This is a genomic window from Amylibacter sp. IMCC11727 (assembly GCF_029854195.1).
In the GTDB taxonomy this organism is placed as follows: Bacteria; Pseudomonadota; Alphaproteobacteria; order Rhodobacterales; family Rhodobacteraceae; genus Amylibacter.
On record NZ_CP122960.1, the window covers coordinates 1910210 to 1932747 of the forward strand.

Annotated in this window: 23 protein-coding genes and 1 tRNA gene; 6 read left to right on the top strand and 18 right to left on the bottom strand. The window is 52.5% G+C overall.

The features are described from left to right. Positions 1-167 precede the first annotated feature (167 nt). Positions 168-797: an ATP-dependent Clp endopeptidase proteolytic subunit ClpP gene (clpP, locus tag QBD29_RS09715; RefSeq protein ID WP_280097893.1), complete on the bottom strand. Its 630-nt coding sequence runs from the start codon at positions 795-797 to the stop codon at positions 168-170. A 180-nt stretch (positions 798-977) separates the two neighbouring features. On the opposite strand from clpP, the gene QBD29_RS09720 reads away from it, so the two are divergent. Beyond that, positions 978-1991 (top strand): hypothetical protein, encoded by a 1014-nt coding sequence (locus QBD29_RS09720; RefSeq protein WP_280097894.1) that lies wholly within the window; start codon positions 978-980, stop codon positions 1989-1991. Between the two features lie 72 nt (positions 1992-2063). Here QBD29_RS09720 and tig read toward each other — a convergent pair whose 3' ends face one another. From tig to QBD29_RS09735, 3 genes are all read right to left on the bottom strand, one after another. Next, positions 2064-3392: a trigger factor gene (gene tig, locus QBD29_RS09725; RefSeq protein ID WP_280097895.1), complete on the bottom strand. Its 1329-nt coding sequence runs from the start codon at positions 3390-3392 to the stop codon at positions 2064-2066. A gap of 153 nt (positions 3393-3545) precedes the next feature. Further along, positions 3546-3630: transfer RNA gene (locus tag QBD29_RS09730), tRNA-Leu, on the bottom strand. Positions 3631-3882: 252 nt separating this feature from the next. After that, complete coding sequence (locus QBD29_RS09735) at positions 3883-5610, bottom strand: NAD(P)H-hydrate dehydratase (protein WP_280097896.1); 1728 nt, start codon at positions 5608-5610, stop codon at positions 3883-3885. A 159-nt stretch (positions 5611-5769) separates the two neighbouring features. On the opposite strand from QBD29_RS09735, the gene QBD29_RS09740 reads away from it, so the two are divergent. The 3 genes from QBD29_RS09740 to QBD29_RS09750 all read left to right on the top strand — a co-directional run bounded on the left by QBD29_RS09740 (position 5770) and on the right by QBD29_RS09750 (position 8338). Further along, entirely contained in the window at positions 5770-6108 is a 339-nt protein-coding gene (locus QBD29_RS09740) for a P-II family nitrogen regulator (protein ID WP_280097897.1), read from the top strand. A 39-nt stretch (positions 6109-6147) separates the two neighbouring features. Further along, positions 6148-7554 (top strand): type I glutamate--ammonia ligase, encoded by a 1407-nt coding sequence (gene glnA, locus QBD29_RS09745; RefSeq protein ID WP_280097898.1) that lies wholly within the window; start codon positions 6148-6150, stop codon positions 7552-7554. A 79-nt stretch (positions 7555-7633) separates the two neighbouring features. After that, positions 7634-8338 (top strand): VWA domain-containing protein, encoded by a 705-nt coding sequence (locus QBD29_RS09750; RefSeq protein WP_280097899.1) that lies wholly within the window; start codon positions 7634-7636, stop codon positions 8336-8338. Positions 8339-8342: 4 nt separating this feature from the next. Here QBD29_RS09750 and QBD29_RS09755 read toward each other — a convergent pair whose 3' ends face one another. The 12 genes from QBD29_RS09755 to QBD29_RS09810 all read right to left on the bottom strand — a co-directional run bounded on the left by QBD29_RS09755 (position 8343) and on the right by QBD29_RS09810 (position 18781). Continuing rightward, the gene (locus QBD29_RS09755) at positions 8343-9008 is read right to left on the bottom strand and encodes a hypothetical protein (RefSeq protein ID WP_280097900.1); all 666 of its coding nucleotides are present in this window, start codon (positions 9006-9008) and stop codon (positions 8343-8345) included. Between the two features lie 86 nt (positions 9009-9094). Then, positions 9095-10099 carry a LacI family DNA-binding transcriptional regulator gene (locus tag QBD29_RS09760; protein ID WP_280097901.1) on the bottom strand — a complete coding sequence of 335 codons (1005 nt, stop codon included), beginning with the start codon at positions 10097-10099 and terminating at the stop codon, positions 9095-9097. A 107-nt stretch (positions 10100-10206) separates the two neighbouring features. Continuing rightward, a complete protein-coding gene (locus QBD29_RS09765; protein ID WP_280097902.1) occupies positions 10207-11427 on the bottom strand; it encodes a cysteine desulfurase in 1221 nt (406 codons plus the stop codon). 4 nt (positions 11428-11431) lie between these two features. Further along, positions 11432-12037, bottom strand: coding sequence for a YIP1 family protein (locus QBD29_RS09770; RefSeq protein ID WP_280097903.1), 606 nt, complete (start codon positions 12035-12037; stop codon positions 11432-11434). Next, on the bottom strand, positions 12034-12699 hold the full coding sequence (locus QBD29_RS09775; protein ID WP_280097904.1) for a hypothetical protein: 666 nt from the start codon (positions 12697-12699) through the stop codon (positions 12034-12036). The genes QBD29_RS09770 and QBD29_RS09775 overlap by 4 nt, the downstream gene beginning before the upstream one ends. 40 nt (positions 12700-12739) lie before the next feature. Then, entirely contained in the window at positions 12740-13237 is a 498-nt protein-coding gene (locus QBD29_RS09780; RefSeq protein WP_280097905.1) for a YIP1 family protein, read from the bottom strand. Continuing rightward, entirely contained in the window at positions 13237-14523 is a 1287-nt protein-coding gene (gene sufD, locus QBD29_RS09785; protein ID WP_280100950.1) for a Fe-S cluster assembly protein SufD, read from the bottom strand. Before sufD ends, QBD29_RS09780 begins: the two co-directional genes overlap by 1 nt. Before the next feature lie 106 nt (positions 14524-14629). Next, positions 14630-15385 (bottom strand): Fe-S cluster assembly ATPase SufC, encoded by a 756-nt coding sequence (gene sufC, locus QBD29_RS09790; protein ID WP_280097906.1) that lies wholly within the window; start codon positions 15383-15385, stop codon positions 14630-14632. A 36-nt stretch (positions 15386-15421) separates the two neighbouring features. Next, the gene (locus tag QBD29_RS09795; RefSeq protein WP_280097907.1) at positions 15422-15610 is read right to left on the bottom strand and encodes a hypothetical protein; all 189 of its coding nucleotides are present in this window, start codon (positions 15608-15610) and stop codon (positions 15422-15424) included. A gap of 4 nt (positions 15611-15614) precedes the next feature. After that, complete coding sequence (gene sufB, locus QBD29_RS09800) at positions 15615-17126, bottom strand: Fe-S cluster assembly protein SufB (protein ID WP_280097908.1); 1512 nt, start codon at positions 17124-17126, stop codon at positions 15615-15617. 10 nt (positions 17127-17136) lie between these two features. After that, positions 17137-18270 carry a cysteine desulfurase family protein gene (locus tag QBD29_RS09805; protein WP_280097909.1) on the bottom strand — a complete coding sequence of 378 codons (1134 nt, stop codon included), beginning with the start codon at positions 18268-18270 and terminating at the stop codon, positions 17137-17139. A 49-nt stretch (positions 18271-18319) separates the two neighbouring features. Then, the gene (locus QBD29_RS09810) at positions 18320-18781 is read right to left on the bottom strand and encodes an Rrf2 family transcriptional regulator (protein WP_280097910.1); all 462 of its coding nucleotides are present in this window, start codon (positions 18779-18781) and stop codon (positions 18320-18322) included. Positions 18782-18961: 180 nt separating this feature from the next. Between QBD29_RS09810 and QBD29_RS09815 the strand changes: the two genes are divergently transcribed. Further along, positions 18962-19615, top strand: a complete 654-nt coding sequence (locus tag QBD29_RS09815; protein ID WP_280097911.1) for an alpha/beta hydrolase — start codon at positions 18962-18964, stop codon at positions 19613-19615. A gap of 41 nt (positions 19616-19656) precedes the next feature. Here the strand turns inward: QBD29_RS09815 and QBD29_RS09820 are convergent, their stop codons facing one another. Beyond that, a complete protein-coding gene (locus tag QBD29_RS09820; RefSeq protein WP_280097912.1) occupies positions 19657-20757 on the bottom strand; it encodes an anhydro-N-acetylmuramic acid kinase in 1101 nt (366 codons plus the stop codon). 70 nt (positions 20758-20827) lie between these two features. Between QBD29_RS09820 and tyrS the strand changes: the two genes are divergently transcribed. Continuing rightward, the gene (gene tyrS, locus QBD29_RS09825) at positions 20828-22078 is read left to right on the top strand and encodes a tyrosine--tRNA ligase (protein ID WP_280097913.1); all 1251 of its coding nucleotides are present in this window, start codon (positions 20828-20830) and stop codon (positions 22076-22078) included. Positions 22079-22127: 49 nt separating this feature from the next. Here tyrS and QBD29_RS09830 read toward each other — a convergent pair whose 3' ends face one another. Beyond that, positions 22128-22421: a hypothetical protein gene (locus tag QBD29_RS09830; RefSeq protein WP_280097914.1), complete on the bottom strand. Its 294-nt coding sequence runs from the start codon at positions 22419-22421 to the stop codon at positions 22128-22130. Between the last annotated feature and the right edge of the window lie 117 nt (positions 22422-22538).

Here is a 22538-nt window from a genome sequence, read left to right on the forward strand (position 1 = left end):
CCAGTGTTGTTTCCCCAGCTTTTGCCCACCGTATGGCAGAAATTATCTGGGTACAATGCCATTATTCTAACGATTTGACGAACAGAGAACACATTAGAATTAACCCGTGCCCATTGTATGACACGGATTAATTAACATGTATTTCTAAACAAACCTTTTAGATTTGATTAGCTTTCTTCAGCACCCTCTTCGCGCTTCTGCACGATTTCGTCGATCAAACCCCAATCTTTGGCTTCTTCTGCCGTCATAAAGTTGTCCCGATCGAGTGCCTTTTCAACGTTTTCAATGTCTTGACCGCAGTGTTTCACGTAGATGTTGTTCAGGCGATCTTTGAGTTCCAAAATCTCTTTGGCGTGCAATGCAATGTCAGACGCTTGACCTTGGAAGCCGCCAGATGGCTGATGCACCATAATACGCGAGTTTGGCAGGCTGAACCGCATGCCTGGTTCGCCTGCGGCCATCAGCAAAGATCCCATGGAAGCCGCCTGCCCCACACAAAGAGTTGACACCTTTGGGCGGATGTATTGCATGGTGTCGTAAATTGACAAGCCAGATGTCACAACACCACCTGGGCTGTTGATATACATGGCGATGTCTTTGGTCGGGTTTTCCGCCTCAAGAAACAGCAATTGTGCAACGATCAATGTGGACATGCCATCGTGAACGGGGCCAGACACAAAGATGATCCGTTCTTTCAGAAGGCGCGAAAAGATATCGTATGCACGTTCGCCGCGGGATGTCTGCTCAACAACCATTGGGACGAGCGTGTTTGCGTAGACTTCGAGTGGGTCTCTCATTTTGAAGGCCTGTATTTAGATGTGAAAATTGGTTCCAACAGAGTGTAGTGTGGAGGCATTGGGGCTTCAAGGCGTGTTTGATGCAATCCGCTTTAAACTTCACTTGGCCCCCAGCTCCATCAATCGAAAAATCATGAAAATTTGACTAACGGCCGTCATAATCATGGCGATCACGGCTTTTTGTTTCGTTATTTACCTGCGTTGTCAGCGGGCGGGTTGGATCGCTCCACGCTTGATACATCCATCCTGTTTGAAACAGGAAATCGCGTTAAGCTAACCTGGGCGCGGACGGCGCCTGATCTCACGGCAGATTCCGCGCCTTCGGTTGATGTTGGCGTTAACTTCAATACAGCCAAAATTGAATATAAAACTGACTTTACCGATCGCTTGGCCTTTGCGCTTCTTTTGAATGACGCGCCTTTGGGGGCTGATATCAGCTATGCTGGCCAAGGTTTGCCGTTGGATGCCTTTGTCGAAAGCTTTGCCGCAGTGGCCCTGTTGAAATATCAAGTATCGGATAATTTCAGTGTTTTTGGCGGGTTAAAATATCAATCAGCCAGTGCCGTTGCTGATTTAACAGGTATCGGCGGTGCGCCGTTGAATTTCAGCACGGATGGCGGTGTGGGATACGTGGCTGGGGTTGCTTACGAGCGCAAGGATATCGCGTTGCGGGTTGATTTGACCTATGAAAGCCGGATTGATTTTAAATTGGATACCGCTGCGCAAGCCGCCCCAAATACAATTTTGGGCGAAACCACTGCCGCCGCTCCCGAAGCATTGACCCTACGGTTCCGAACCGGCGTCGCCCCCAAAACCTTGGTGTTTGGCAGCATTCGCCACGCGTTTTGGGAAGATGCCAATGTCACGTTGCCAGCAAGTCTAGGTGGCACGGCCATCACATCATTCAGCAACACCACAGCGTATTCATTGGGTGTGGGACGTGTCATTAATGATCAGTGGTCCGTATCCGCTGCCTTGAACTACGAATCCTCGAACGGCAGAGTACAAAGCCCATTGGCCCCAACTGATGGAACGAGAGGCGTGTCATTCGGAGTGAAATACACAGCCGATGCGTATGATATCTCGTTTGGGGTGAGTCATTCAAAGCGCGGATCTGCGACCACCGCTTTGGGACAACAGTTCTCAAACAACACTGTGACAACGGCGGGTGTGTCTGTCGGCTTTTCTTTTTAAAGTCACCTCAGAGACAACAAAAAAGGGCGCTCTGCCAACAGAGCGCCCTTTTCATTTACCCGATGGGATAAATTAATCTTCCAAAGATTCCACTGCTTTTTGCAGGTCTTCTTTTGAAGTTGATTTCTCGGTCACTTTTGCAAGCTCGATGATGTAATCAACAACTTTGTCTTCAAAGATTGGCGCGCGCATTTGCTGTTGCATTTGCTCGTTTTGTTGCAGGAATTCAAAGAATTGACGCTCTTGGCCAGGGTACTGCTGTGCTTGTTGCATGGCAGCTTGCTGCATTTCTGCGTCTGTCACTTGGATTTCTTGCTGTTGGCCTACTTCAGCCAGCAACAGGCCCAAACGCACACGGCGTTCTGCTAGGTCTGTGTGTTCGGCTGTTGTCTCGATCTCTGGGTGATCGTGGCCCTGAACGTCGGGGTTTTCCTCGTGCCACAGCTGGTGTGCAATGGATTTGGCTTCGTTTTCCACCAGTGTGGGTGGCAATTCGAAGGACACCAGCTTCGCCAGTTCGTCCATCAGATTGCGCTTCATCACCATGCGGGCCGCACCGTTGTATTCTGCTTGCAGGCGTTCTGTGATTTTGCCTTTCAGATCAGCGAGGTCTTCTGCGCCAAATTTTGTGGCCAGTTCGTCGTTGATTTCTGCGGCAACCGGAGCTTTCACCTCGTTGACTTTACATTCAAAAACAGCGTCTTTGCCTGCGAGGTTTTCAGCTTGGTAGTCTGCTGGGAAGCTGACGTTCACTTCAACGTCATCGCCTGCTTTGGCACCAACCAGTTGTTCTTCGAACCCAGGGATGAAAGAGTTGGAACCCAATACCAGTGGGTAGTCGTCTGCTGCGCCGCCTTCAAAGGCTTCGCCGTCGACTTTGCCAAGGAAGTTGATCACAACCTGATCGCCATCTTTGGCTTTAGAGCCTTTCTTACGATCTTCGAAGTTTTGCGCTGTTTCTGCGAGGTTTGCCAAGGCTTCATCGACGTCTTTGTCTTCGATTTCGGCAACCAGTTTTTCCAGTTTTACCTTGGAAAAATCAGTTTCTGGCACAGTTGGCAGGCATTCGTAGTTCAGAGAAACCTCAACGTCGTCGCCTTCTTTCCAGTCTTCGTTGGTCATTTTCACGTCTGGCTGCATTGCAGGCTTGTCGCCAGATGATTCAAAGTGATCGTTCATGGCGCCGTCGATGCTTTCCTGCATCGCTTCGCCCAAGACGGATTTGCCAAACTGTTTTTTCAGCAGAGCCATCGGAACTTTGCCCTTGCGAAAGCCCTTAATCTCTACGTTTGGCTGCGCTTCTTTGAGCTTTTCTGTCACTTTTTCTTCCAGCTCTGCCGCTGTCAGTGTGATGGAATAGCCGCGCTTCAGGCCTTCGTTAAGTGTCTCAGTTACCTGCATTTTTCTTCCTTCATCAGGCCGGAGGTGTCCGGTTCAACTTGGTTTGGCTGGGAAATCCCTGCCTTGAATTTCGATGGCCGTATCGGTGGCCTGTTGCCTCTCAGTGTTTCTGCGAAACACGTGCCGGCTGACTTTTTGCAGGGCAAAAAGTCTTGGTGCGGGTGAAGGGACTTGAACCCCCACGCCTTGCGGCGCCAGAACCTAAATCTGGTGCGTCTACCAATTCCGCCACACCCGCATAACTTAGTTGGGCAGCCCAAAGACTGCCCTAATTCCGGCGCCCTTCTAACAAGTGTTTTCCGGCTTGGCGAGTGGAAAATTCACCGGCGTTGCGTCTGTTTGAAAGTTGGCGCAACACAGCGCGCAACGGGGCATTTTCAAAAAAAGCAAACTACCCAGAACCAAGGGTGCAACTCTACTGTATGCACGGTTTGGCAAAGCGGCGTACGCTTAACGCGGCGTTCGTGCCAAGGGCAATTTGTTAACCACGTTAAAGGCCCAAATCAGCAAAGACTGCTGGCAGTTGTTCTGAGATGTCTTCGGCGATCAAGCCAGGCCCAAATTTCAACGCACATTCCACGTGGAGCCACGCCGCGGTTTCAGCGGCTTGCATGGGGGCGAAGCTACGCGCGAGGAGACCAGTGATAAAACCAGCGAGCACATCCCCTGATCCAGCAGTGGCGAGCCATGGGGCGGCGCGATCATATTGGGCAGAGTTGATGCACGCCCTGCCCTGTTCGTTTGCGATGACGGTGTCGGCGCCTTTGAACAGAACCGTGCATCCTGCGCGTTTGGCGGCATCGCGGGTGGCATCAACCTTGCTGTAGGCGGGGCCAGTTGTGGCGGGGGCAATGAGTTTGGCGTGGATGTCCGGGAACAAGCGCTTGAACTCGCCGCCGTGTGGGGTGAGCACGCAGTTTTTGTGGAGGTGTTGGAATAAATCTGAGGGGTCGTCTTGGAAGGCTGACAGTGCATCGGCGTCAAGAACCACTGGACGCCTCTGAACTGATCTGGGGCCTGTGGCCGAGAGAGGCCCCGTCTCGTGGGACAGGGCGTTTGTGCTGGCGGCTAACGCTGTTTTAACCATTTCGCGTGTATGACTGAAATCGAGGCCTCCAGACTCAACTTCGCGTGCAAATCCAGGACCAATACAGATTGAGGAGATGCGATTATCTGAGAGAAGTGTTTCAAAATCAGCAGGTGTGTTTGCCTCTCGCAGCATGATCGCAGTTAGCTGCGCCGCGTTTTCGGGCAGTGCATCTGATGGGCTGGCCACGGTAACAAGCCCCGCACCGATGCGCAGTGCCCCACGGGCCGCAAGGCGGGCTGCGCCTGTTTTGGTTGCAGGGCCAGAGCAGATGAGGGCGTGGCCGTGGGAGAATTTGTGTTCGCGCTTTGCTTTTTGCAGACCGAAGTTGAAGAAACCGTTCCTTTCTAAATCCAAATCCTTCTTTTCAAAAAGGGCGCACGAATCTTCAAAAACCTCGAAGTCATGCTCTGCTAACCCAATATCTTTACAGTGGATTTTGGATACATCGTAATTGCAAGGGCCGAGATAATGGCCCGTTTTGGGTTTGTGAAACGTGACCACCAATCGGCTGTAGAACCAGTTGCCGCCGACTGCTTCGCCAGAATCTGCACTCAAGCCAGATGCGATGTCGATTGCCACGCCATTTTGCCAACACTCGTCGTCCCATTCCTGCGAGATTTCAAGAAGGTCATCGGAGAATTTTCTGGTTAAACCTGTTCCCAAAAGAGCATCGACAAAAATCGTGTGTTGTCCCTTGGTATAATCTGCTCCGATGTATCCATCTGGCCCAAACGTGTAATCCCCTAGTATGTCATTGGCTCTTTGGACTGCATCACTTAGGCTTTTTTTTGTTAAGGGTGAGATTAAAGCAGACTTCGCCCACCGTTCATAATTCACCTTTGCATCCGCGGGTAGCTTCTCCGCATCACCGTAGAAAAACACCTCAACCTCCCAACCCCACTCTTTGAGTAACCGCGCAACGACAAAGCCGTCGCCGCCGTTGTTGCCCGGGCCGCAGAGCACGACTGCGCGATGGCTGGTTTTCTTTAGGTCTGGCCATTCTTCAAAGATCGCCTCAACAACGCCCTGCCCTGCGCGTTCCATCAGCTCTAGTCCTGTGACTTCGCCGCTGTCGATGGCGGCTTGTTCGATGGTGCGCATTTGGGCGGCGGTAAGGAGTGCGGTCATGGTGGATTCTGCTTTGGTTATAAAATGTGCAATTTGCCTGTTTTTTAGGCAGTGCCGTTTGAATCGTTACACGCTTACTATCACTGTAAATCGTTAGAATTGCCACCGCTGCAAATCCTGCCAAACAGCAAGGAATGGACCCAACTCGGAGGCGCTGACGTGAAAAAGATTGAAGCAATTATTAAGCCGTTCAAGCTCGATGAAGTGAAAGAGGCTTTGCAGGAAGTTGGTGTGCAAGGATTGAGCGTGATTGAGGCCAAAGGTTTTGGTCGCCAAAAGGGCCATACAGAACTGTATCGCGGCGCGGAATATGTGGTGGATTTTTTGCCAAAGGTGAAAATCGAAGTGGTAATCGCCGCAGATCAGGTGGATGCCGCTGTTGAAGCCATCATCGGGGCCGCACGTACCGAAAAAATCGGGGATGGGAAAATCTTCATCTCGACCATTGAACAAGCCATCCGCATTCGGACAGGCGAAGAAGGGCCTGACGCGCTTTAGGCGTGGCCAGAAGAATAACTCTAGCAAGGGAATATGAAAATGAATGCTAAAGACGTTGTAAAGATGATCAAGGACGAAGAGATCGCGTATCTTGACGTTCGCTTTACCGATCCACGGGGCAAGTTGCAGCATGTGACCATTATCAACGATGAAGTTGACGAAGATTTCTTCGACGATGGGTTCATGTTTGACGGGTCATCCATCGCGGGTTGGAAATCCATCGAAGAATCCGACATGAAACTGATCCCAGATACGACATCTGTGTATATTGATCCGTTTTACGCAGAAAAAACGCTATGCGTTCACTGTTCTGTTGTGGAGCCAGATACGGGCGCGTCTTATGAGCGTGATCCGCGCTCCACTGCCGAACGGGCCGAGGCGTATTTGATTGCATCTGGCATTGGGGATCAGTCTTTCTGGGGACCTGAAGCAGAATTCTTCCTGTTTGATGATGTACGTTTTTCCAATTCTATCAACAAAGTATCATACGAAGTTGATGCGGCGGACGCGTCTTGGAACACAGATACAGAATACGAAATGGGCAACATGGGCCACCGCCCGGGTTTGAAGGGTGGGTATTTCCCAGTGAACCCAACAGATGCGGCGCAGGATTTGCGTTCTGAGATGCTGTCCACGATGAAATCCATCGGCATGAAAGTGGACAAGCACCACCACGAGGTTGCGTCTTGTCAGCACGAATTGGGTTTGGTTTTTGGTTCGCTGACAAAACAAGCGGATGAGCTGCAGAAGTACAAATACATCATCCATAACGTTGCCCATGCCTACGGGAAATCTGCGACGTTCATGCCAAAGCCGATCTACGGTGATAACGGCACGGGGATGCACGTGAACATGTCCATTTGGAAAGACGGCAAGCCGTTGTTTGCAGGGGACAAATATGCAGACCTGTCACAAGAAGCGCTGTGGTTTATCGGTGGTATTCTGAAGCACGCCAAGGCACTGAACGCGTTTACGAACCCATCTACAAACAGCTACAAGCGTTTGATCCCGGGGTTTGAAGCTCCTGTGCTGCGGGCCTATTCCGCGCGGAACCGGTCTGGTTGTGTGCGTATTCCTTGGGCTGAATCCCCGAAGGCAAAACGTGTTGAGGCACGGTTCCCTGATCCAGCGGCAAACCCATACTTGTGCTTTGCGGCACTGTTGATGGCTGGCCTTGACGGGATCAAGAACAAGATCGACCCAGGTGAAGCATCTGACAAAGATCTGTACGATCTGCCACCAGAAGAGTTGGCAGAGATTCCAACGGTTTGTGCGTCTTTGCGCGAAGCCTTGGACGAGCTGGAAAAGGACATGGATTTCTTGACTGAAGGTGGCGTGTTCACGCGCGACCAGATCGAAGGATACATGGAGCTGAAATGGGAAGAAGTGTACCAGTACGAGCATACACCGCACCCTGTTGAATTTGGCATGTATTATTCCTGCTAAACACTGGTTTTAAAGTTTTAAGAAGGCGTTCCAATTTGGAGCGCCTTTTTTGTGCGGTGGCCATGCTAGTTTATTGGGTATGAAAAATATTTTTTTGGCCCTTGGCGTTGCTGCATGGCCGTTTGCAGTTTCGGGGGCGGATTGTACCCGCGATGCGATGTTGGTGTTTGATGGATCGGGGTCCATGGCAACACTGGCCGCCGAGGCGCCGTTTGCGCGGCGGATTGATGACGCGCGGTCGGCGTTGCAACGGTCCCTGCCCCGTTACGCACCTTATCGGAATGTGGGATTGGTGATTTACGGTCCCGGCCCGCTTGGGCCTTGTGATAACGTGACGGTCGCGATGGAACCGAAGGCCAATGCCGATCTGGATATTTTGGGGGCCGTAGCGGGATTGGAACCTGATGGGGACACACCCCTGGCGCAAGCGGTGGAAACAGCCGTTGAGGTGTTGGACCCGCGCGGTGGTGGGGATGTGGTTGTGATTACCGATGGGCGGCAAACTTGTGGGGATCCCTGCCCGATGGCGCAGGGCTATGCGGATCTGGGCGTTGTGGTGCACGTGATTGGGTTCAAGATTGATGAGAATTTTGAACGCTGGCCCGGATATTACGCGGAATCTGGCGGGTTAAAACGCGAGCCATCGCGGTGTTTGTCGGATGCAACGGGTGGTATTTTTGTGATTACGAATACAGTGGATGAATTGACTGATGCGTTACAGGAAACCATGGGATGTGCGGTCGTTGGGCGTAACCAAAGTATGCTTTACTTGCAGTCGGGCTGACAGCTTAATTCAAACTTTGGATATCGTGCTTCAAGTAAATGCGATCTATGCCTGTTGGGATATTGTATTCAGGGATGTGACTTCGCAGCTCGTTCGCTTCGACTCCGCAAAACGTCTCACGACCAACAGAAAACTCTTCGACACAGGGTACGGAGTTGAGGTCTTGCACCTGACGTTTTTCAAGCCGTGCGTTTGAATCGCCATTGAGTACCGTTCCCAGCCCAAACGGGCCATACGAACGCGGTTTTTGTAGCGTCATTTCAATGGTTTGATTTTCGATTGTGTGCGATTTCATTTGTGCGACCGCAGGAGCAGCGATAGTCAGCGTCGCAGCCGTGTTCATGGAAACCAAAACCCCAAAAACGGAAGAGCCACGCACAAAGGCTTGTGGCCGATTACGGGGTTGGTAGACGAAACATAGGCCAAGCCCCATCAGCAGGAAGACAAAAAAGGCAGCGGTTTCAAAGCCGACGCCCGCCAACATGCCCATGTTCAGCTTTTCAAAAACATAGCTCATTCGAGACGTTACCGCGTTTTCACGGTTGAATAGCAAGTCGGCGATGGTGAGGAATGAGCCGCCAATAAAGGAAGCTGTTATAATTTCCCATGTGCGGACGACAACAGGTGGTTCAATGTAGGGCGCAGGGGTATTGATATCTGAATCGTGCATAACAAAAACCTAAAAATTGAGTGAGTCTTAATTGAATAACTCAACTTTAAGGGAGATTTCGAGAAAAATCAATTCCTGCAAAATTGTTACAACGTATCGCCAAATTCGATATCCGGTTTAAACTCAACCACTTGGCGCACGGCGCGGTAGTCTGGTTGTTCGTGTTCCAGGATCAGCTGCGCCGCTTTCTTGCCGATTTCAAAACGATAGGCGTTCATGGTTGCTGTGAGCATGGGCATGCCATGGCGCAAATCAAGGCCGTTGAAGCCTGCAAGGGCGAGTTGATCGGGGACTTTGATGTCGTTCATAACACAGTGCATCAAGCCACCGCAGGACATTGTGTCTGAGGAATAATAGATCATTTCAATGTCAGGGGATCGATTGAGCAGTTTTTCTGTGAGTTCGCGCCCCAAAAGAAGGGTCGAACCACCTGTATATAGTTCCTGATCCAAGAGTGTGATGCCTGCTTCGGACAGGGCCTGTTGAAAGCCCTGAAACCGTTTGGCCGCACGGTGGTCAAGCGGGTATTTCGTGCCGATAAATCCAAGTTTTTTATAGCCGCGCGCCAAAATCGCCTTGCCCGTTTCATAGCCTGCGCGGCGGTGGGATACGCCCACGGCAAGGTCCACTGGATCGCCGTCTACATCCATAATCTCAACGATGGGAATGCCCGCGTTTTCCATCATTTTCCGCGCAGCATCCGTGTGTTCCAGCCCTGCGACCACGAGGCCCTTGGGTTGCCAGCTGAGCATTTCGCGGATCACGGTTTCTTCCGTTTCCAGATCGTAATCGGACACGCCAAAAACAGGCTGCATGGCAGTTGTTTTGAGGACGGTGGACAGGCCTGTGAGAACTTCTGCGAAGACAAAGCTGCTGATGGAGGGGACGACAACGCCCACAAGATCCACAGATTTTGAGGATAGGCTGCCTGCGATGCGATTGGGGACGTAACCCACTTGTTTGGCGGCTTCTAAGACGCGGTCGCGGGTTGGGGCGGACGCCTCGCCTTTGCCACGTAAGACGCGGCTGGCGGTCATTTCAGATACACCAGCGAGTTCGGAGATGTCTTTGAGTGTGGGTCTGCGGGCCATAACTGTACCTAACAATTTCTAACGTTATGTCGATTTTCTAACGTTAGAAAATGTTAAAGTCAAACGTAGTGCGTTAGCCCTTTGTAATTACGATGATATTTGAAGGGTTAGCCGAACAGTTCGTGGCATAATTCTAATGCGCTGACCAATTTGTCGACTTCTTCTTCGGTATTGTAAAGCCCGAAAGATGCACGACAGGTGGCGGTAACGCCCATGTGTTCCATAAGCGGCTGGGCGCAGTGATGCCCTGCCCGCACAGCAATGCCCCGTTGATCGACAACGGTGGAAATATCATGGGGATGCGCGGCGCCATCGAGCGTGAATGAGAAAATCGCACCCTTGGTGGCGGAGTTCCCTTGGATGTTGAGCCAGTTCAAGCCAGAAAGTTGTTTTTGGGCATAGTCGCGCAGCGCAGTTTCATGGGCTGCGATGTTGTCCATGCCCAAATCCATCATGTAATCGAGCGCAACGCCAAGGCCGATGGTTTGCACGATGCCAGGTGTGCCTGCTTCGAACTTATGGGGCGGATCGTTGTAAGTGATGACGTCTTTGGCCACCGTGCGGATCATATCCCCGCCCCCGATAAAGGGCTGCATTTCCGCTTGGCTGTCGCGGTTTACATAGATCGCGCCAGAGGCAGAGGGGCCGTAGAGTTTGTGGCCCGTGATTGCGTAAAAATCAGCGCCGATGTCTTGCACATCGACGGGCATGTGAACCGTGGCTTGAGACCCATCCACGAGGACTTTGACCCCTTTTTCATGGGCGGCGGCACATATGGTTTTAACGTCCACCACAGTACCCAAAACATTGGACATATGGGTGATAGCAATGAGTTTGGTTTTGTCGCTGATGGCGTCGATCACCGCTTGGGGATCGAGATCGCCGTTTACGTCTACATCAACCCATTTCAGCACTACGCCCATTCGCTCGCGCAAGAAATGCCAAGGCACGATGTTGGCGTGGTGTTCCATGACGGAGAGGATGATTTCATCCCCTGCCCGCAAATTTGGAATGCCCCAGCCGTAGGACACCATGTTGATGCCTTCAGTTGTGCCAGAGTTGAAGATGATTTCGTCTTCGTGTTCGGCGTTGAGGAATTTTTGAACGGTTCCGCGCACGGCTTCGTATTTTTCAGTGGCGAGATTTGACAGGTAATGCAGGCCGCGATGTACGTTGGCATATTCTTCGGCATAGCCGCGTGTGACCGCGTCTATCACCACTTGCGGTTTTTGTGCCGAGGCCCCGTTGTCAAGGTAAACCAGCGGCTTTCCGTTGACTTCACGAGCGAGGATAGGGAAATCTGCGCGGATTTTTTCGATATCATACATGGGCTTAGGTCGGTTCCGGTAGCGGCATAGGTTCTACGCCAAGAAGAAGAAGGATGATGGAGAGCGCAAAGGCAATGACAAGGTACGTGCCAATAATGCCCAGTGTCACGAGGAATGGGTTTTTGAATCCGTGAACTTCGGAAGTGATCGAAACGAATTGCACCAGCATGTAGGCCATAGCCCCAAGGAACAATAGTGCCCCAAGCAGTTGGCTCAGCAGTGCGCCGATGACCATGGCGATCATGGCCAGATAGGTGAGGAAATTGTGCCAGATCACACCAGTAAGGCATTCGTAAAACGTGCCAGTTCCTGAAAACATTCGACCCACAAAGGTCATGACCGCAGCTGTGATTGGCAGACCAGCAGCGATGAGCATAATGTTTTGATAGATCGTCAGTTGAAACAGCGGTTCTGGGCCGTTTGGATTTTTGGGGATAGTGGCGTCTGCCGCCAAGAGAATGATTGTGCCAAACACCACCACAATGGCGCCAGCCAAAATGACAGCGTTTGTATTTCTGGCCAACGGCAACAGGGCGCGGACGGCCTCCCGTGGTTGGGTCAGCGACTGGACTGCCAAAAGCAGGAAATCAATCAGTCGCTGTGGGGTCATCCAATCATATCTCCGACGCCGAGGGTAAGTGTGGCCACAGTGAGGGCGAGCGCAAACAGGGTCATCGCCATGAACGTTGGTGACGTGAGGCGGAATTTATTTGCCTCGGCTGTGCCAGCGGCGATGTACCAAACGAATGGGATCAGGCCGAGCCAGTATACGGGCAGTGCCACAATTTTGTTGCCAAGGATCGGCATTTGGGGTTCGTACATGCCCATCACCGCAGCGATAATTGCAGCGGCGAGGCCAAAGGGTGCAGACACAAACGCGCCCCAGAACACGCCAGTGCGCGTGTCTTTCCAATCTGCAGCACCCTTGAACACAGAAGTGACCGCAAATACCAACAGGGAAAACCCGTACATCAGGGCCGTGCGCAACATCAATGCAGCAATCATCAAAAGGCCGATTTTGTCAGCGCCAACAATGCCGCCCGCCGCAGACGCGGGTGCAACCATTGTTTTCAGGGTCCAAGAGATGAAAAACACCATGTCGGACACGAGAATGTAAAACAGCAGACGCCCTTCGCTGGGTTTTTCGCGCAACAGTCGCCGTGTTGAGGCGCGCATGTCTGTCCAACCGTCCTGAAGACGTTGGAACAATCCGCTGCGTTCAAACTGAAATACGCCGTTGCCAGCTTCGAATTCTTCGTCGATCTGTGTCATGTGCCTGCTCTGCTTTTTATGTTGTTTTTCAACACTTTATTCAGGCCTTCGCACTGCGCGGAAATTCTGTGACCGCAAGGCACGTGACCCATTGCCAGAAGAAAACCACAGTGGTGAGCAAGGACGCAACTAAAAAAACGGGCGGTGGGGCAAACACTTTGCACATGCCGCTAATCAGCACCAGCGGTGTGGAGACCATCAGCGCCCACATGAGCGCGAGGCGGGCCTCGATCCATGTCCCCTGCCCTTGGAACAGTTTGAGGATAAGACGGGAGAGTGCCGCGATTGCGTAAAACATCAACAGGGCAAAGAACACGCGCCAGATGAACAGCGACCCAACCTTGCCGTAAAGCACGTCATTGCTTTCCCCTGCCAAAGCAACCTCGGCGGACAGGCCAGGTAATTCGGCCAAGAAGGACAAGGCGCAATAGGTCAGGCCCAGCATCATGATCCGAGGTTCGGTCATGATGCTGAGTTGGTGATCCATTTCACGCCGTGGGCTGCGATAGGCCGCGCCGATGTCCACAAGGATCGACATTAGCCGTGACGCCGTGCCATCCAGCGTTCCAAACGGGCGCGGATGTCTTCTGCCAAGTCTTCGTCTTCGATTTCATCAATGGCTTCGCCAAGGAATGCGAGGGTGAGCATATCCTGTGCTTCTTTGTGCGGTATGCCCCGCGACGTGAGGTAGAACAGAGCCGTGTCATCCAATGCGCCAACGGTAGAGCCGTGCGAACACGCCACGTCATCGGCATAGATTTCAAGCTCTGGTTTGGCTTGGAAGGTGGAATCGTCATCCAACAGCAAACCTTGGCTGATTTGATAGCCATCGGTTTTCTGCGCGTCTGGCTTCACCAGAATTTTGCCTTGGAAGACACCAACAGCGCCGTTGCGCAGCACCTTTTTATAGACCTGACGGCTCTCGCAGTTGACGGCGTCATGGGTGATGAACACGGTGTCGTCGTGGTGAAAATCGCCGTCCCCTGCACATGCGCCAGCCACAGTGGCATGAGCATCATCGCCAGTGAATTCGATGATGGCTTCGTTGCGTGTTAGGACGCCATTCACGGTTAGCGTGAAGGATTTAAAGCTGCTTTCGCGGCCCAAACGAGCAAAGATGTGCGTTACCGCGCGCCGTTCATGATCACGCCCTTGGGCGCGGACATGGTGGAATGATGCGCCATCGGCAACGTCTACTTCCATTACTTTGTTAAAGCGCGCCGCAGCGGGACCGTTTTCAAGGATGGTGAGGTCTGCACCTTTTTCCAGTTTGATCGTGTGGTGGATCGTGGCGTCGGATGATGTGTCTTCGTGCAGGTAGATAAAGCTGATCGGTTTGTCTGCTTTGCCTGTTGCGCGGATCACGGTCCCTTGCGTTGCTGTGGCTGTGTTCAGTGCCGCCAATGGACGTGGCACAGGGCGCTGTCCGTTGGTTTCCAACACACCGTAAAGGCTTGATGCCCAATGGATATCCGCCTGCCCTGCGGTTTCGAGTGTTTCGATTTCCACACCTGCAAGGGACAGGTCATCGGACATGTCTGCGTTGAACACCCCGTCCACGAAGAACAGTTTTAGGCGATCTACATTGTCAAACAGGCCCACCTCATCCGCGTCGAAAATCGCCGCCGGAGTCGGTTGATCGGATGTCAGTGTGGTTGGATCGGTGTATTTCCAATATTCGTCACGTTTTTGCGGCATACCGTATTCGGATGCGCTGGTAAGCGCGGCTTTGCGTGCCTCGGTGATCCATTTGCCGCCCGTAGGCAGCGCGATTTCTGGCATCACATAGGCCGTCTTTTTGATCGGCTTGCGGTCGGCGTACATCATTCTACTTCACTTCCACTTATTCCCAACACCACTGCGGCCATGTTTGGCGCTGCGATCCCTTGGACCGATTGGCGTTTCCTATTTGTTTTGAGCATGAAACGCCTTAGGCAACCTCAGCCAAAATGTCGGCATACCCGTTGTTTTCCACCTCAAGCGCGAGGTCTGGACCACCTGATTTGATGATTTTGCCATCGGCCATAATGTGAACCACGTCCGGTTTGATGTGATCGAGCAAGCGTTGGTAGTGCGTAATGACAAGGAAGGACCGTTTGCCATCGCGCAGGGCGTTTACACCTTCAGCCACCAGCTTCATCGCGTCCACATCGAGGCCTGAATCTGTTTCGTCAAGAACGCACATTTTTGGTTCCAGCATGGCCATTTGCAGGATTTCGTTGCGTTTCTTTTCACCGCCGGAAAAGCCAACGTTTACGGGGCGTTTCAGCATATCCGCGTCGATCTTCAGGGATTTTGCCTTGGCGCGCACTTCTTTGAGGAATTCAGCGGCGGACAGCTCGTCTTCGCCCCGTGCCTTGCGCTGTGCATTTACGGCAGTGCGCAGGAAGGTCATGTTGCCGACGCCCGGGATTTCAACGGGGTATTGGAAGGCAAGGAACAGACCAGCGGCGGCGCGTTCTTCGGGTTCCATATCGAGGATATCTTCGCCGTTGAGCGTGGCGGAACCATCTGTCACTTCGTAGCCGTCTTTGCCTGCGAGGACGTAAGACGTTGTGGATTTACCTGAGCCGTTTGGCCCCATGATCGCGTGGACTTCGCCTTCGCCAATTTGCAGATCGACGCCTTTGAGGATTGTCTTTTCTTCTTCTTCAAGATCGACGCAGAGGTTTTTGATTTCTAACATTTTTCTTCTTTCGGATAAGGCTGTGAGGCCAATGTTCTATTTTGAGGGTTTGTTACGGGTGATGTAGCGGAACATAAGAGCCGCCATGATGCCCATCAGGATTGCGAATACGAAGTTGGGCAGAAACGCCCCGCCCATGCCCGTGGTCTGGCCTGCAAAGAGGACCGCAAACCACACGGCGAGGCCGTATTTGTAGTGATCGGGTTGAGAACGGAACCAAGTCATTGGATTAACCCACAGACCCCTCAAGCGAGATCGCCACCAGCGCCTGTGCTTCCATGGCGAATTCCATTGGCAGGGCTTGTAGCACTTCTTTACAGAACCCGTTGACCACAAGTGCGACGGCTTCTTCTTCGTCCATGCCACGCTGGCGGCAATAGAACAGTTGGTCGTCGTCCACTTTCGACGTAGTGGCTTCGTGTTCTACGCGGGCGGTGTTGTTTTTCACCTCGATATAGGGAACCGTGTGTGCCCCGCATTTGTCGCCGATCAGCAGGCTGTCACACTGGGTGTAGTTGCGCCCGTCTTTGGCCTTTGGGTGCATGGTCACAAGGCCGCGGTAAGTGTTTTGCGCTTTGCCCGCAGAAATGCCTTTGGACACGATCCGTGACTTGGTGTTTTTGCCAAGGTGGATCATTTTGGTGCCCGTGTCGGCCTGCTGCATGTTGTTGGCGATGGCGATGGAGTAGAACTCGCCTTGCGTATCGTCGCCGCGCAGGATGCAGGAGGGGTATTTCCAAGTCACGGCGGAGCCTGTTTCCACTTGGGTCCACATCACTTTGGAACGGTCGCCACGGCAATCGGCACGTTTCGTCACAAAGTTATAGATGCCGCCTTTGCCCTCTTCATCGCCAGGGAACCAGTTTTGAACGGTGGAGTATTTGATTTCGGAATCTTCGAGCAGGACAAGTTCGACGACGGCGGCGTGCAACTGTGCGATGTCCCGTTGTGGGGCTGTGCAACCTTCGAGGTAAGACACGTAAGAGCCTTTGTCCGCGATGATCAGTGTGCGTTCAAACTGGCCTGTGTTTTCCGCATTGATGCGGAAATAGGTGGACAGTTCCATCGGGCATTTGGTGCCTTCTGGGATGTAAACGAACGACCCATCGGAAAACACGGCAGAGTTCAATGTGGCGTAGTAGTTATCTGATTGAGGAACCACGGAGCCGAGGTATTTTTTTACCAACTCTGGGTGGTCTTGAATCGCCTCAGAAATGGAGCAAAAGATCACACCTGCTTTGGCGAGTTCCTCTTTAAAGGTGGTGCCGACGGAAACAGAGTCAAACACCGCATCCACGGCGACTTTGCGTTCTTCTTCGGGGGCTTTCACGCCTGCGAGCAAGGCTTGTTCTTTGAGCGGGATACCAAGTTTCGCGTATGTTTCGAGGAGCTTAGGATCAACTTCGTCCAATGATTTTGGCTTTTCGACCATGGATTTTGGTCGGGCATAGTAATATTGGTCTTGGAAGTCGATTTTTGGGTAATCGACCATGGCCCATTCGGGTTCGTCCATTTTGAGCCAACGCTCGTAGGCCGCCAAGCGCCATTCGAGCATCCATTCTGGCTCGTTGTTCTTTTCGGAAATCAAACGCACGATATCTTCGGACAGGCCTTTTGGGGCGTATTCGATTTCGATGTCGGTTTCGAACCCGTATTTGTATTTGCCGCCAACGGATTGAACGGCATCTACGGTGTCCTGATCGACGCCGTCTTTGACTTGTACTTGATCTTGGGTGTCCATGTCGTTTCCTTTACGCCGCGCGGGCCTTGAATTTCTTGTATTGGGCGATCCATGCGTCTGCGAAACCCATGACCTCGTCCGGTGTGGTTGTCGGGCCAAAGCTCACGCGGATGGCGGAGCTGGCGGTAATGTCGTCAAAGCCCATGGCCGTCAAGACACGGGATTGTTTTACTTTGCCAGAGGAACAGGCTGAGCCTGCGGAAATGGCGTAGCCTGCCAAATCCATCTGCATGACCTGCGTTTCGCCTTTCCACCCTGGCACGGCAATGCAAGAGGTGTTGGGCAAACGATCCACACCCTGACCCACGAAGATAGCGTCGGGGGCTGCATCGGCAAGGCGAGCTTCGAGTGTATCGCGCAGTTCGCGCACGGGTTCCCAAACACCGTTGTCGAGGTCCCGCTGCGCGGCCTCAGCCGCTGCGCCAAAGCCTGCGATTCCGATGACGTTTTCGGTCCCAGCACGCTGTCCCTTTTCTTGAGAGCCTGCGGTTGCAAACTGACTATACCGACCGCCGCTTTCAGTTGACTTTGAAAGCAATGCACCAACACCTTTCGGTCCACCAAATTTGTGCGCAGAAAGAAGTGCAAAATCCGCACCCAACCAAGCGAAGGCAAACGGTACGCGGCCCGCGGCTTGTACCGCATCTACCGTAATTTCTGGTGCGTTTTTATGTGCAGAAAGTGTTCTGACGGCGGTTTGCACATCTTGGACGACACCAGTTTCACTATTCGCAGATTGGATGGCAACACCGTGTGGTCGGAAAGTGTCTTCGTCCAATTTTGCTAAAACTGGGGCTAAATCTGCAATACCAGTGTCAAAGACTGGAAATTCCTGTTCTTCGTTCAGGCCGAGGAAGCTATTCAAAATAGCGTCGTGCTCAACAGTGGTCGGCAAACCAAAACCATCTGGAGCGGCCATTGCCGCTGATTCCGATGCGCCAGAGTTGAAAATTACTTGGTCACGATCTGCACCGAACGCAGCGGCCACCTGCCCCCGCGCTGTCTCTACAATCGCTTTTGCCTTACGTCCTTCGGCATGCACGCTCGACGGATTGCCGACCACATCCATCGCCGCGATCATCGCATCTCGCGCTTCTGGGCGCAGGGGCCCTGTGGCGTTCCAGTCGAGGTAGACGCGGGTCACGTTGCACCCCCAGACTTCTTTTGGCCAAAAATATCCAAAACCCGACCCATCATTTCTCATCCACCATTTCGAACAGAGAAGGAACGGCGGGGCATGGGGCCATTTGGTTTGTGATGATATCAGACAGCCGCGCAGAGTGCAGGAACACATAGACGTGGGCTGACAGGCTTTCCCAGAATCGATTGGACAGGGATTGTGCGCGAGAGCCTGAGGATGCGCCTGAGGCCCCTGCCCCTTGGGACAAGGCATCCATGGTTTCATCAACTGCAGAAAGGATTGTGGTAAGGCGAATGGCGTCTGGGTCTTGGGCCAGTCGGTATCCGCCCCCTGGACCGCGTACGCTTTCAACCACACCCGCGCGGCGTAGTTTGACGAAAAGTTGTTCGAGGTACGCGAGAGAGATGCTTTGGCGTTCTGAAATTTCGCCAAGCGACACAAGCCCGCCTTTTGATTCTTGCGCTAAATCTACAAGCGCAATGAGGGCATATCGGCCTTTTGTGCTGAGTTTCATGCGACTTCCGCCATGGCAAGTGTTGACGTGCGCGGTGAGAGGCCGTACTTCGGTTCAACTTGAGTGCGGCCCCCGCGCCCAATTTAGAATTGTTCTAGGTTTTCCGAGCAGTTTAGTCAACATCGTGTGACGTTGAATTATTCATTCGGACAACCTTTCTTACGGAGCCTGATTGCACGAATGCCTGAAGTCATTTTTCCTGGACCAGACGGACGTCTGGAAGGCCGATACCATCCGCAAAAACAAAAAGACGCGCCGATTGCGATTATTTTGCATCCGCATCCCCAGTTTGGCGGGACGATGAACAACAAGGTTGTTTATAACCTGCATTATGCGTTCCATAACATGGGGTTCACCGTACTGCGGTTTAATTTCCGTGGTGTTGGCAAATCGCAAGGGGAATATGATCAGGGTATTGGAGAGCTGTCAGATGCGGCATCTGCGCTCGACTATTTGCAGGCGATGAACCCGAATGCCAAGCATTGCTGGGTCGCTGGATTTAGTTTTGGCGCGTGGATCGGCATGCAGTTGTTGATGCGCCGTCCTGAAATCTCTGGTTTTATCAGTGTATCACCGCCCGCCAACATGTACGACTTTTCGTTTTTGGCCCCGTGCCCGTCATCTGGTCTGATTATCAATGGATCTGGGGACCGTGTTGCGCCGCCATCTGATACGATTGATCTGGTGGAAAAATTGCACGAGCAAAAGGGTATCACCATCACCCACCAAGAGTTGGAAGGGGCGGGTCATTTCTTTGAAAACGAGCATATGGACACAATGATTGGCAATGTGGACGAATATGTGCGTCGGCGTTTGACAGAGACAACGCGGTAAATTTTCTTGCCTTCGGCGAGGATATTTTAGCTCAAAAGAAACTAAGGGGTGGCGATTTTGCCGCCCCTTTTTGGTTTTGTGATGCCTGTTGTGGATGGGGCGCTGATCGGCAGGCCGCGCAGGGTTCTGGCGGCGAGATAGGCAAAGGCTTGGGCTTCTAGCATATCCCCATCGAGGTTTAAGGACTCGATTTGGGTGACGTTGCCTGTGAGGCGATTTTGGAGTTCGTGCATGAGTGTTGGGTTTTGTGCGCCGCCGCCGCAAATGTACCAGTTGGCAGGTTGAAACGGGAGATGCGATTGGTTCGCGGCAACGCATGCGGCTGGAAGTGCTGTGAGCGTTGCGGCGGCGTCGGCATCTGAAAGGTGTTCAACGAGTGCGAGAGCATCGTGGAAGTCGTGGCGGTCTAAGGATTTGGGGGGCTTTTGCGCGAAGTACGGGCGTTGAAAGATGCGTGTGAGGATGGTTTCATCGACGGTGCCCGTGGCCGCCAGCGCACCGTTTTCATCAAACGGTTTCTTCAGGCGCGATTGCATCAGATCGTTGAGGGGCGCGTTAGCGGGTCCTGTATCAAAGGCGAGGAGTGCGCCATCTGTTTCTGGGCTGGGTTTACTGGGGTCGATCAAGGTGACATTGCCAACGCCGCCGAGGTTTAGAAATGCGGTGGGCTCAGTTAGCCCTGCCCATTTGGCGCAGGCGAAGTGGAAGAAAGGGGCCAGTGGTGCGCCCTGCCCGCCGTGCGCCATGTCGTTGGTGCGAAAATCCCACGCCGTTGGGATATTCGTGCGTTTGGCAAGATCTTGGCCATCGCCCAGTTGGAAGGTGCGGGCGCTGTCGGGATCATGGTTTAGGGTTTGGCCATGAAAGCCAACGAGGTCGATGTTTTCGAACTCGCCGATGATATCCGCATGGGCAGATTGGATGATTTTAAGGGCGGCGTTCAGGATTTCAGGTTCGTCTTCGGGCCAGAGCCCTTGGGCCGCAGTGAGGGTTTCCATTTCGGATGTTGTGAAGGGACGAAAGGCGCTTTCGCCAAAGTCCTGGATATCCACGCCATCCGTGAGCAAAACAGCCGCATCGACACCGTCCATGGATGTGCCAGACATCAGGCCGAGCGCGCGGATCGGGGTAAAATCTGCCAAGGCTCTTTCCTTTCGTGGGCCAGTGTTTATACGTGGCCATTCCTTACCCTAGAAAGAAAGACAAAGACCGATGACTTACAAGCCCAAATCAGAGTTTCTGCACGTGATGCAGAGCCGGGGCTTCTTGCAGGACTGCACAGACCTGGAGGGGCTCGATGATCGCCTACTCGAAGGTGTCCTTCCTGCCTATATCGGCTTTGATGCGACGGCGGATAGTTTGCATGTGGGATCACTGATCCAGATCATGATGCTGCGCTGGCTGCAAAAGACAGGGCATAAGCCGATCACGTTGATGGGCGGTGGGACCACCAAAATCGGTGATCCGTCTGGTAAAGATGAATCGCGCAAGATGATGACGCCTGAAGTTATCGACAGCAATGTTGGCGGTATTTTTAAGGTGTTTGAAAAATACCTGACTTTTGGCGATGGGCCGACCGATGCGGTGCAGCCCAACAATGCAGAGTGGCTTGATAAATTAAACTATATCGAGTTTTTGCGTGATATCGGGCCGCATTTCACCATCAACCGCATGTTGACGTTTGAAAGCGTAAAGCAGCGGTTGGACCGTGAACAGCCGCTGACTTTCTTAGAATTCAACTACATGTTGTTGCAGTCCTATGACTTTATGGAGTTGAACAAGCGGTTTGGCTGTGGGCTGCAAATGGGTGGCTCTGATCAGTGGGGCAATATCGTGAATGGCGTCGACCTGACGCGGCGAATTTCGCAGACACAAGTGTTTGGCCTGACCACCCCCCTGCTGACCAAAGCGGATGGGTCCAAGATGGGCAAATCTGCGGCGGGTGCAATCTGGCTGAACGAGGACAAACTGTCGGCTTATGAGTTCTGGCAGTTTTGGCGCAACACGCTCGATGCGGATGTGGGCAAGTTTTTGCGGTTGTTTACCGAGATTGATCTGGATGAATGTGACCGTTTGGGCGCGTTGGAAGGCTCCGAAATCAACGAAGCAAAAGTGATTCTGGCCAACGCAGCCACGACACTGGCACATGGTGCAGAAGCGGCCGCGGCGGCAGAGGCCACTGCGAAAGAAGTGTTTGAAAAAGGCGGTGTTGGCGATGATTTGCCGACAGTGTCTTTGGATACAGCCGATGTGGGTGACGCGATTTCCATCGTTCAGTTGTTCGTGAAATCGGGGCTTTCAGGCTCCGGTAAAGAGGCCAAACGTTTGATCGCCGATGGCGGCGCTAAGTTGGATGATGTGGCGGTTACGGATGCGGGGACCATGGTGTCTGCGGATCAATTGCGTGCGTCGATTAAATTGTCAGCGGGTAAAAAGCGGCATGCGTTGGCTAAGTTATCGTAAAATCTGTGGGGCGCTTGAGGCGCCCCACGATGAATCTGTTTGATACGGATCAGTTTGAAAATGTAACTGTCATTGTAAATTCGCCAGAAAATCCATCCACGTCCGCGATATATTGATTTTCGTCAGCTGGATTTGGGTATTTGATATTCAAGCCAGCGTTTTTGATTTCTGTTGAATCAAACCCCGTTTTGTCATTGTTCACGTTAAACGTAATGTTGTCAGGAACGCCTTTGGCGGAAAACGTGACATAGCTGCCTTGGTTTTGTGCGTTAAAGTTCGCGCTTGCCCGATGATTTTGGCCATCTTGATGTGGAGCTGTAACGAGTACTTGTTGAGTAGACATGTTTGTTTCCTAATCGATTATCTGGTTTCAAAAAAATTATGCAGGAATACCATAAGGTAATTTTAATCAGCACAACACTACCAAGAGTAGAAATGCGGATGGTCGTGCGTCAAGTAA

Bases quoted from the DNA above. Each gene is read 5' to 3' on its own strand.
- QBD29_RS09780 (WP_280097905.1), bottom strand. From the start codon at position 13,237: ATGTCGATCCTTGTGGACATCGGCGCGGCCTATCGCAGCCCACGGCGT.
- QBD29_RS09775 (WP_280097904.1), bottom strand. From the start codon at position 12,699: ATGACACAGATCGACGAAGAATTCGAAGCTGGCAACGGCGTATTTCAG.
- QBD29_RS09770 (WP_280097903.1), bottom strand. From the start codon at position 12,037: ATGACCCCACAGCGACTGATTGATTTCCTGCTTTTGGCAGTCCAGTCG.
- QBD29_RS09735 (WP_280097896.1), bottom strand. From the start codon at position 5,610: ATGACCGCACTCCTTACCGCCGCCCAAATGCGCACCATCGAACAAGCC.
- tyrS (WP_280097913.1), top strand. From the start codon at position 20,828: ATGACTTACAAGCCCAAATCAGAGTTTCTGCACGTGATGCAGAGCCGG.
- sufD (WP_280100950.1), bottom strand. From the start codon at position 14,523: ATGTACGCCGACCGCAAGCCGATCAAAAAGACGGCCTATGTGATGCCA.
- QBD29_RS09830 (WP_280097914.1), bottom strand. From the start codon at position 22,421: ATGTCTACTCAACAAGTACTCGTTACAGCTCCACATCAAGATGGCCAA.
- glnA (WP_280097898.1), top strand. From the start codon at position 6,148: ATGAATGCTAAAGACGTTGTAAAGATGATCAAGGACGAAGAGATCGCG.
- sufC (WP_280097906.1), bottom strand. From the start codon at position 15,385: ATGTTAGAAATCAAAAACCTCTGCGTCGATCTTGAAGAAGAAGAAAAG.
- QBD29_RS09755 (WP_280097900.1), bottom strand. From the start codon at position 9,008: ATGCACGATTCAGATATCAATACCCCTGCGCCCTACATTGAACCACCT.
- tig (WP_280097895.1), bottom strand. From the start codon at position 3,392: ATGCAGGTAACTGAGACACTTAACGAAGGCCTGAAGCGCGGCTATTCC.
- QBD29_RS09795 (WP_280097907.1), bottom strand. From the start codon at position 15,610: ATGACTTGGTTCCGTTCTCAACCCGATCACTACAAATACGGCCTCGCC.
- QBD29_RS09810 (WP_280097910.1), bottom strand. From the start codon at position 18,781: ATGAAACTCAGCACAAAAGGCCGATATGCCCTCATTGCGCTTGTAGAT.
- QBD29_RS09750 (WP_280097899.1), top strand. From the start codon at position 7,634: ATGAAAAATATTTTTTTGGCCCTTGGCGTTGCTGCATGGCCGTTTGCA.
- clpP (WP_280097893.1), bottom strand. From the start codon at position 797: ATGAGAGACCCACTCGAAGTCTACGCAAACACGCTCGTCCCAATGGTT.
- sufB (WP_280097908.1), bottom strand. From the start codon at position 17,126: ATGGACACCCAAGATCAAGTACAAGTCAAAGACGGCGTCGATCAGGAC.
- QBD29_RS09760 (WP_280097901.1), bottom strand. From the start codon at position 10,099: ATGGCCCGCAGACCCACACTCAAAGACATCTCCGAACTCGCTGGTGTA.
- QBD29_RS09765 (WP_280097902.1), bottom strand. From the start codon at position 11,427: ATGTATGATATCGAAAAAATCCGCGCAGATTTCCCTATCCTCGCTCGT.
- QBD29_RS09815 (WP_280097911.1), top strand. From the start codon at position 18,962: ATGCCTGAAGTCATTTTTCCTGGACCAGACGGACGTCTGGAAGGCCGA.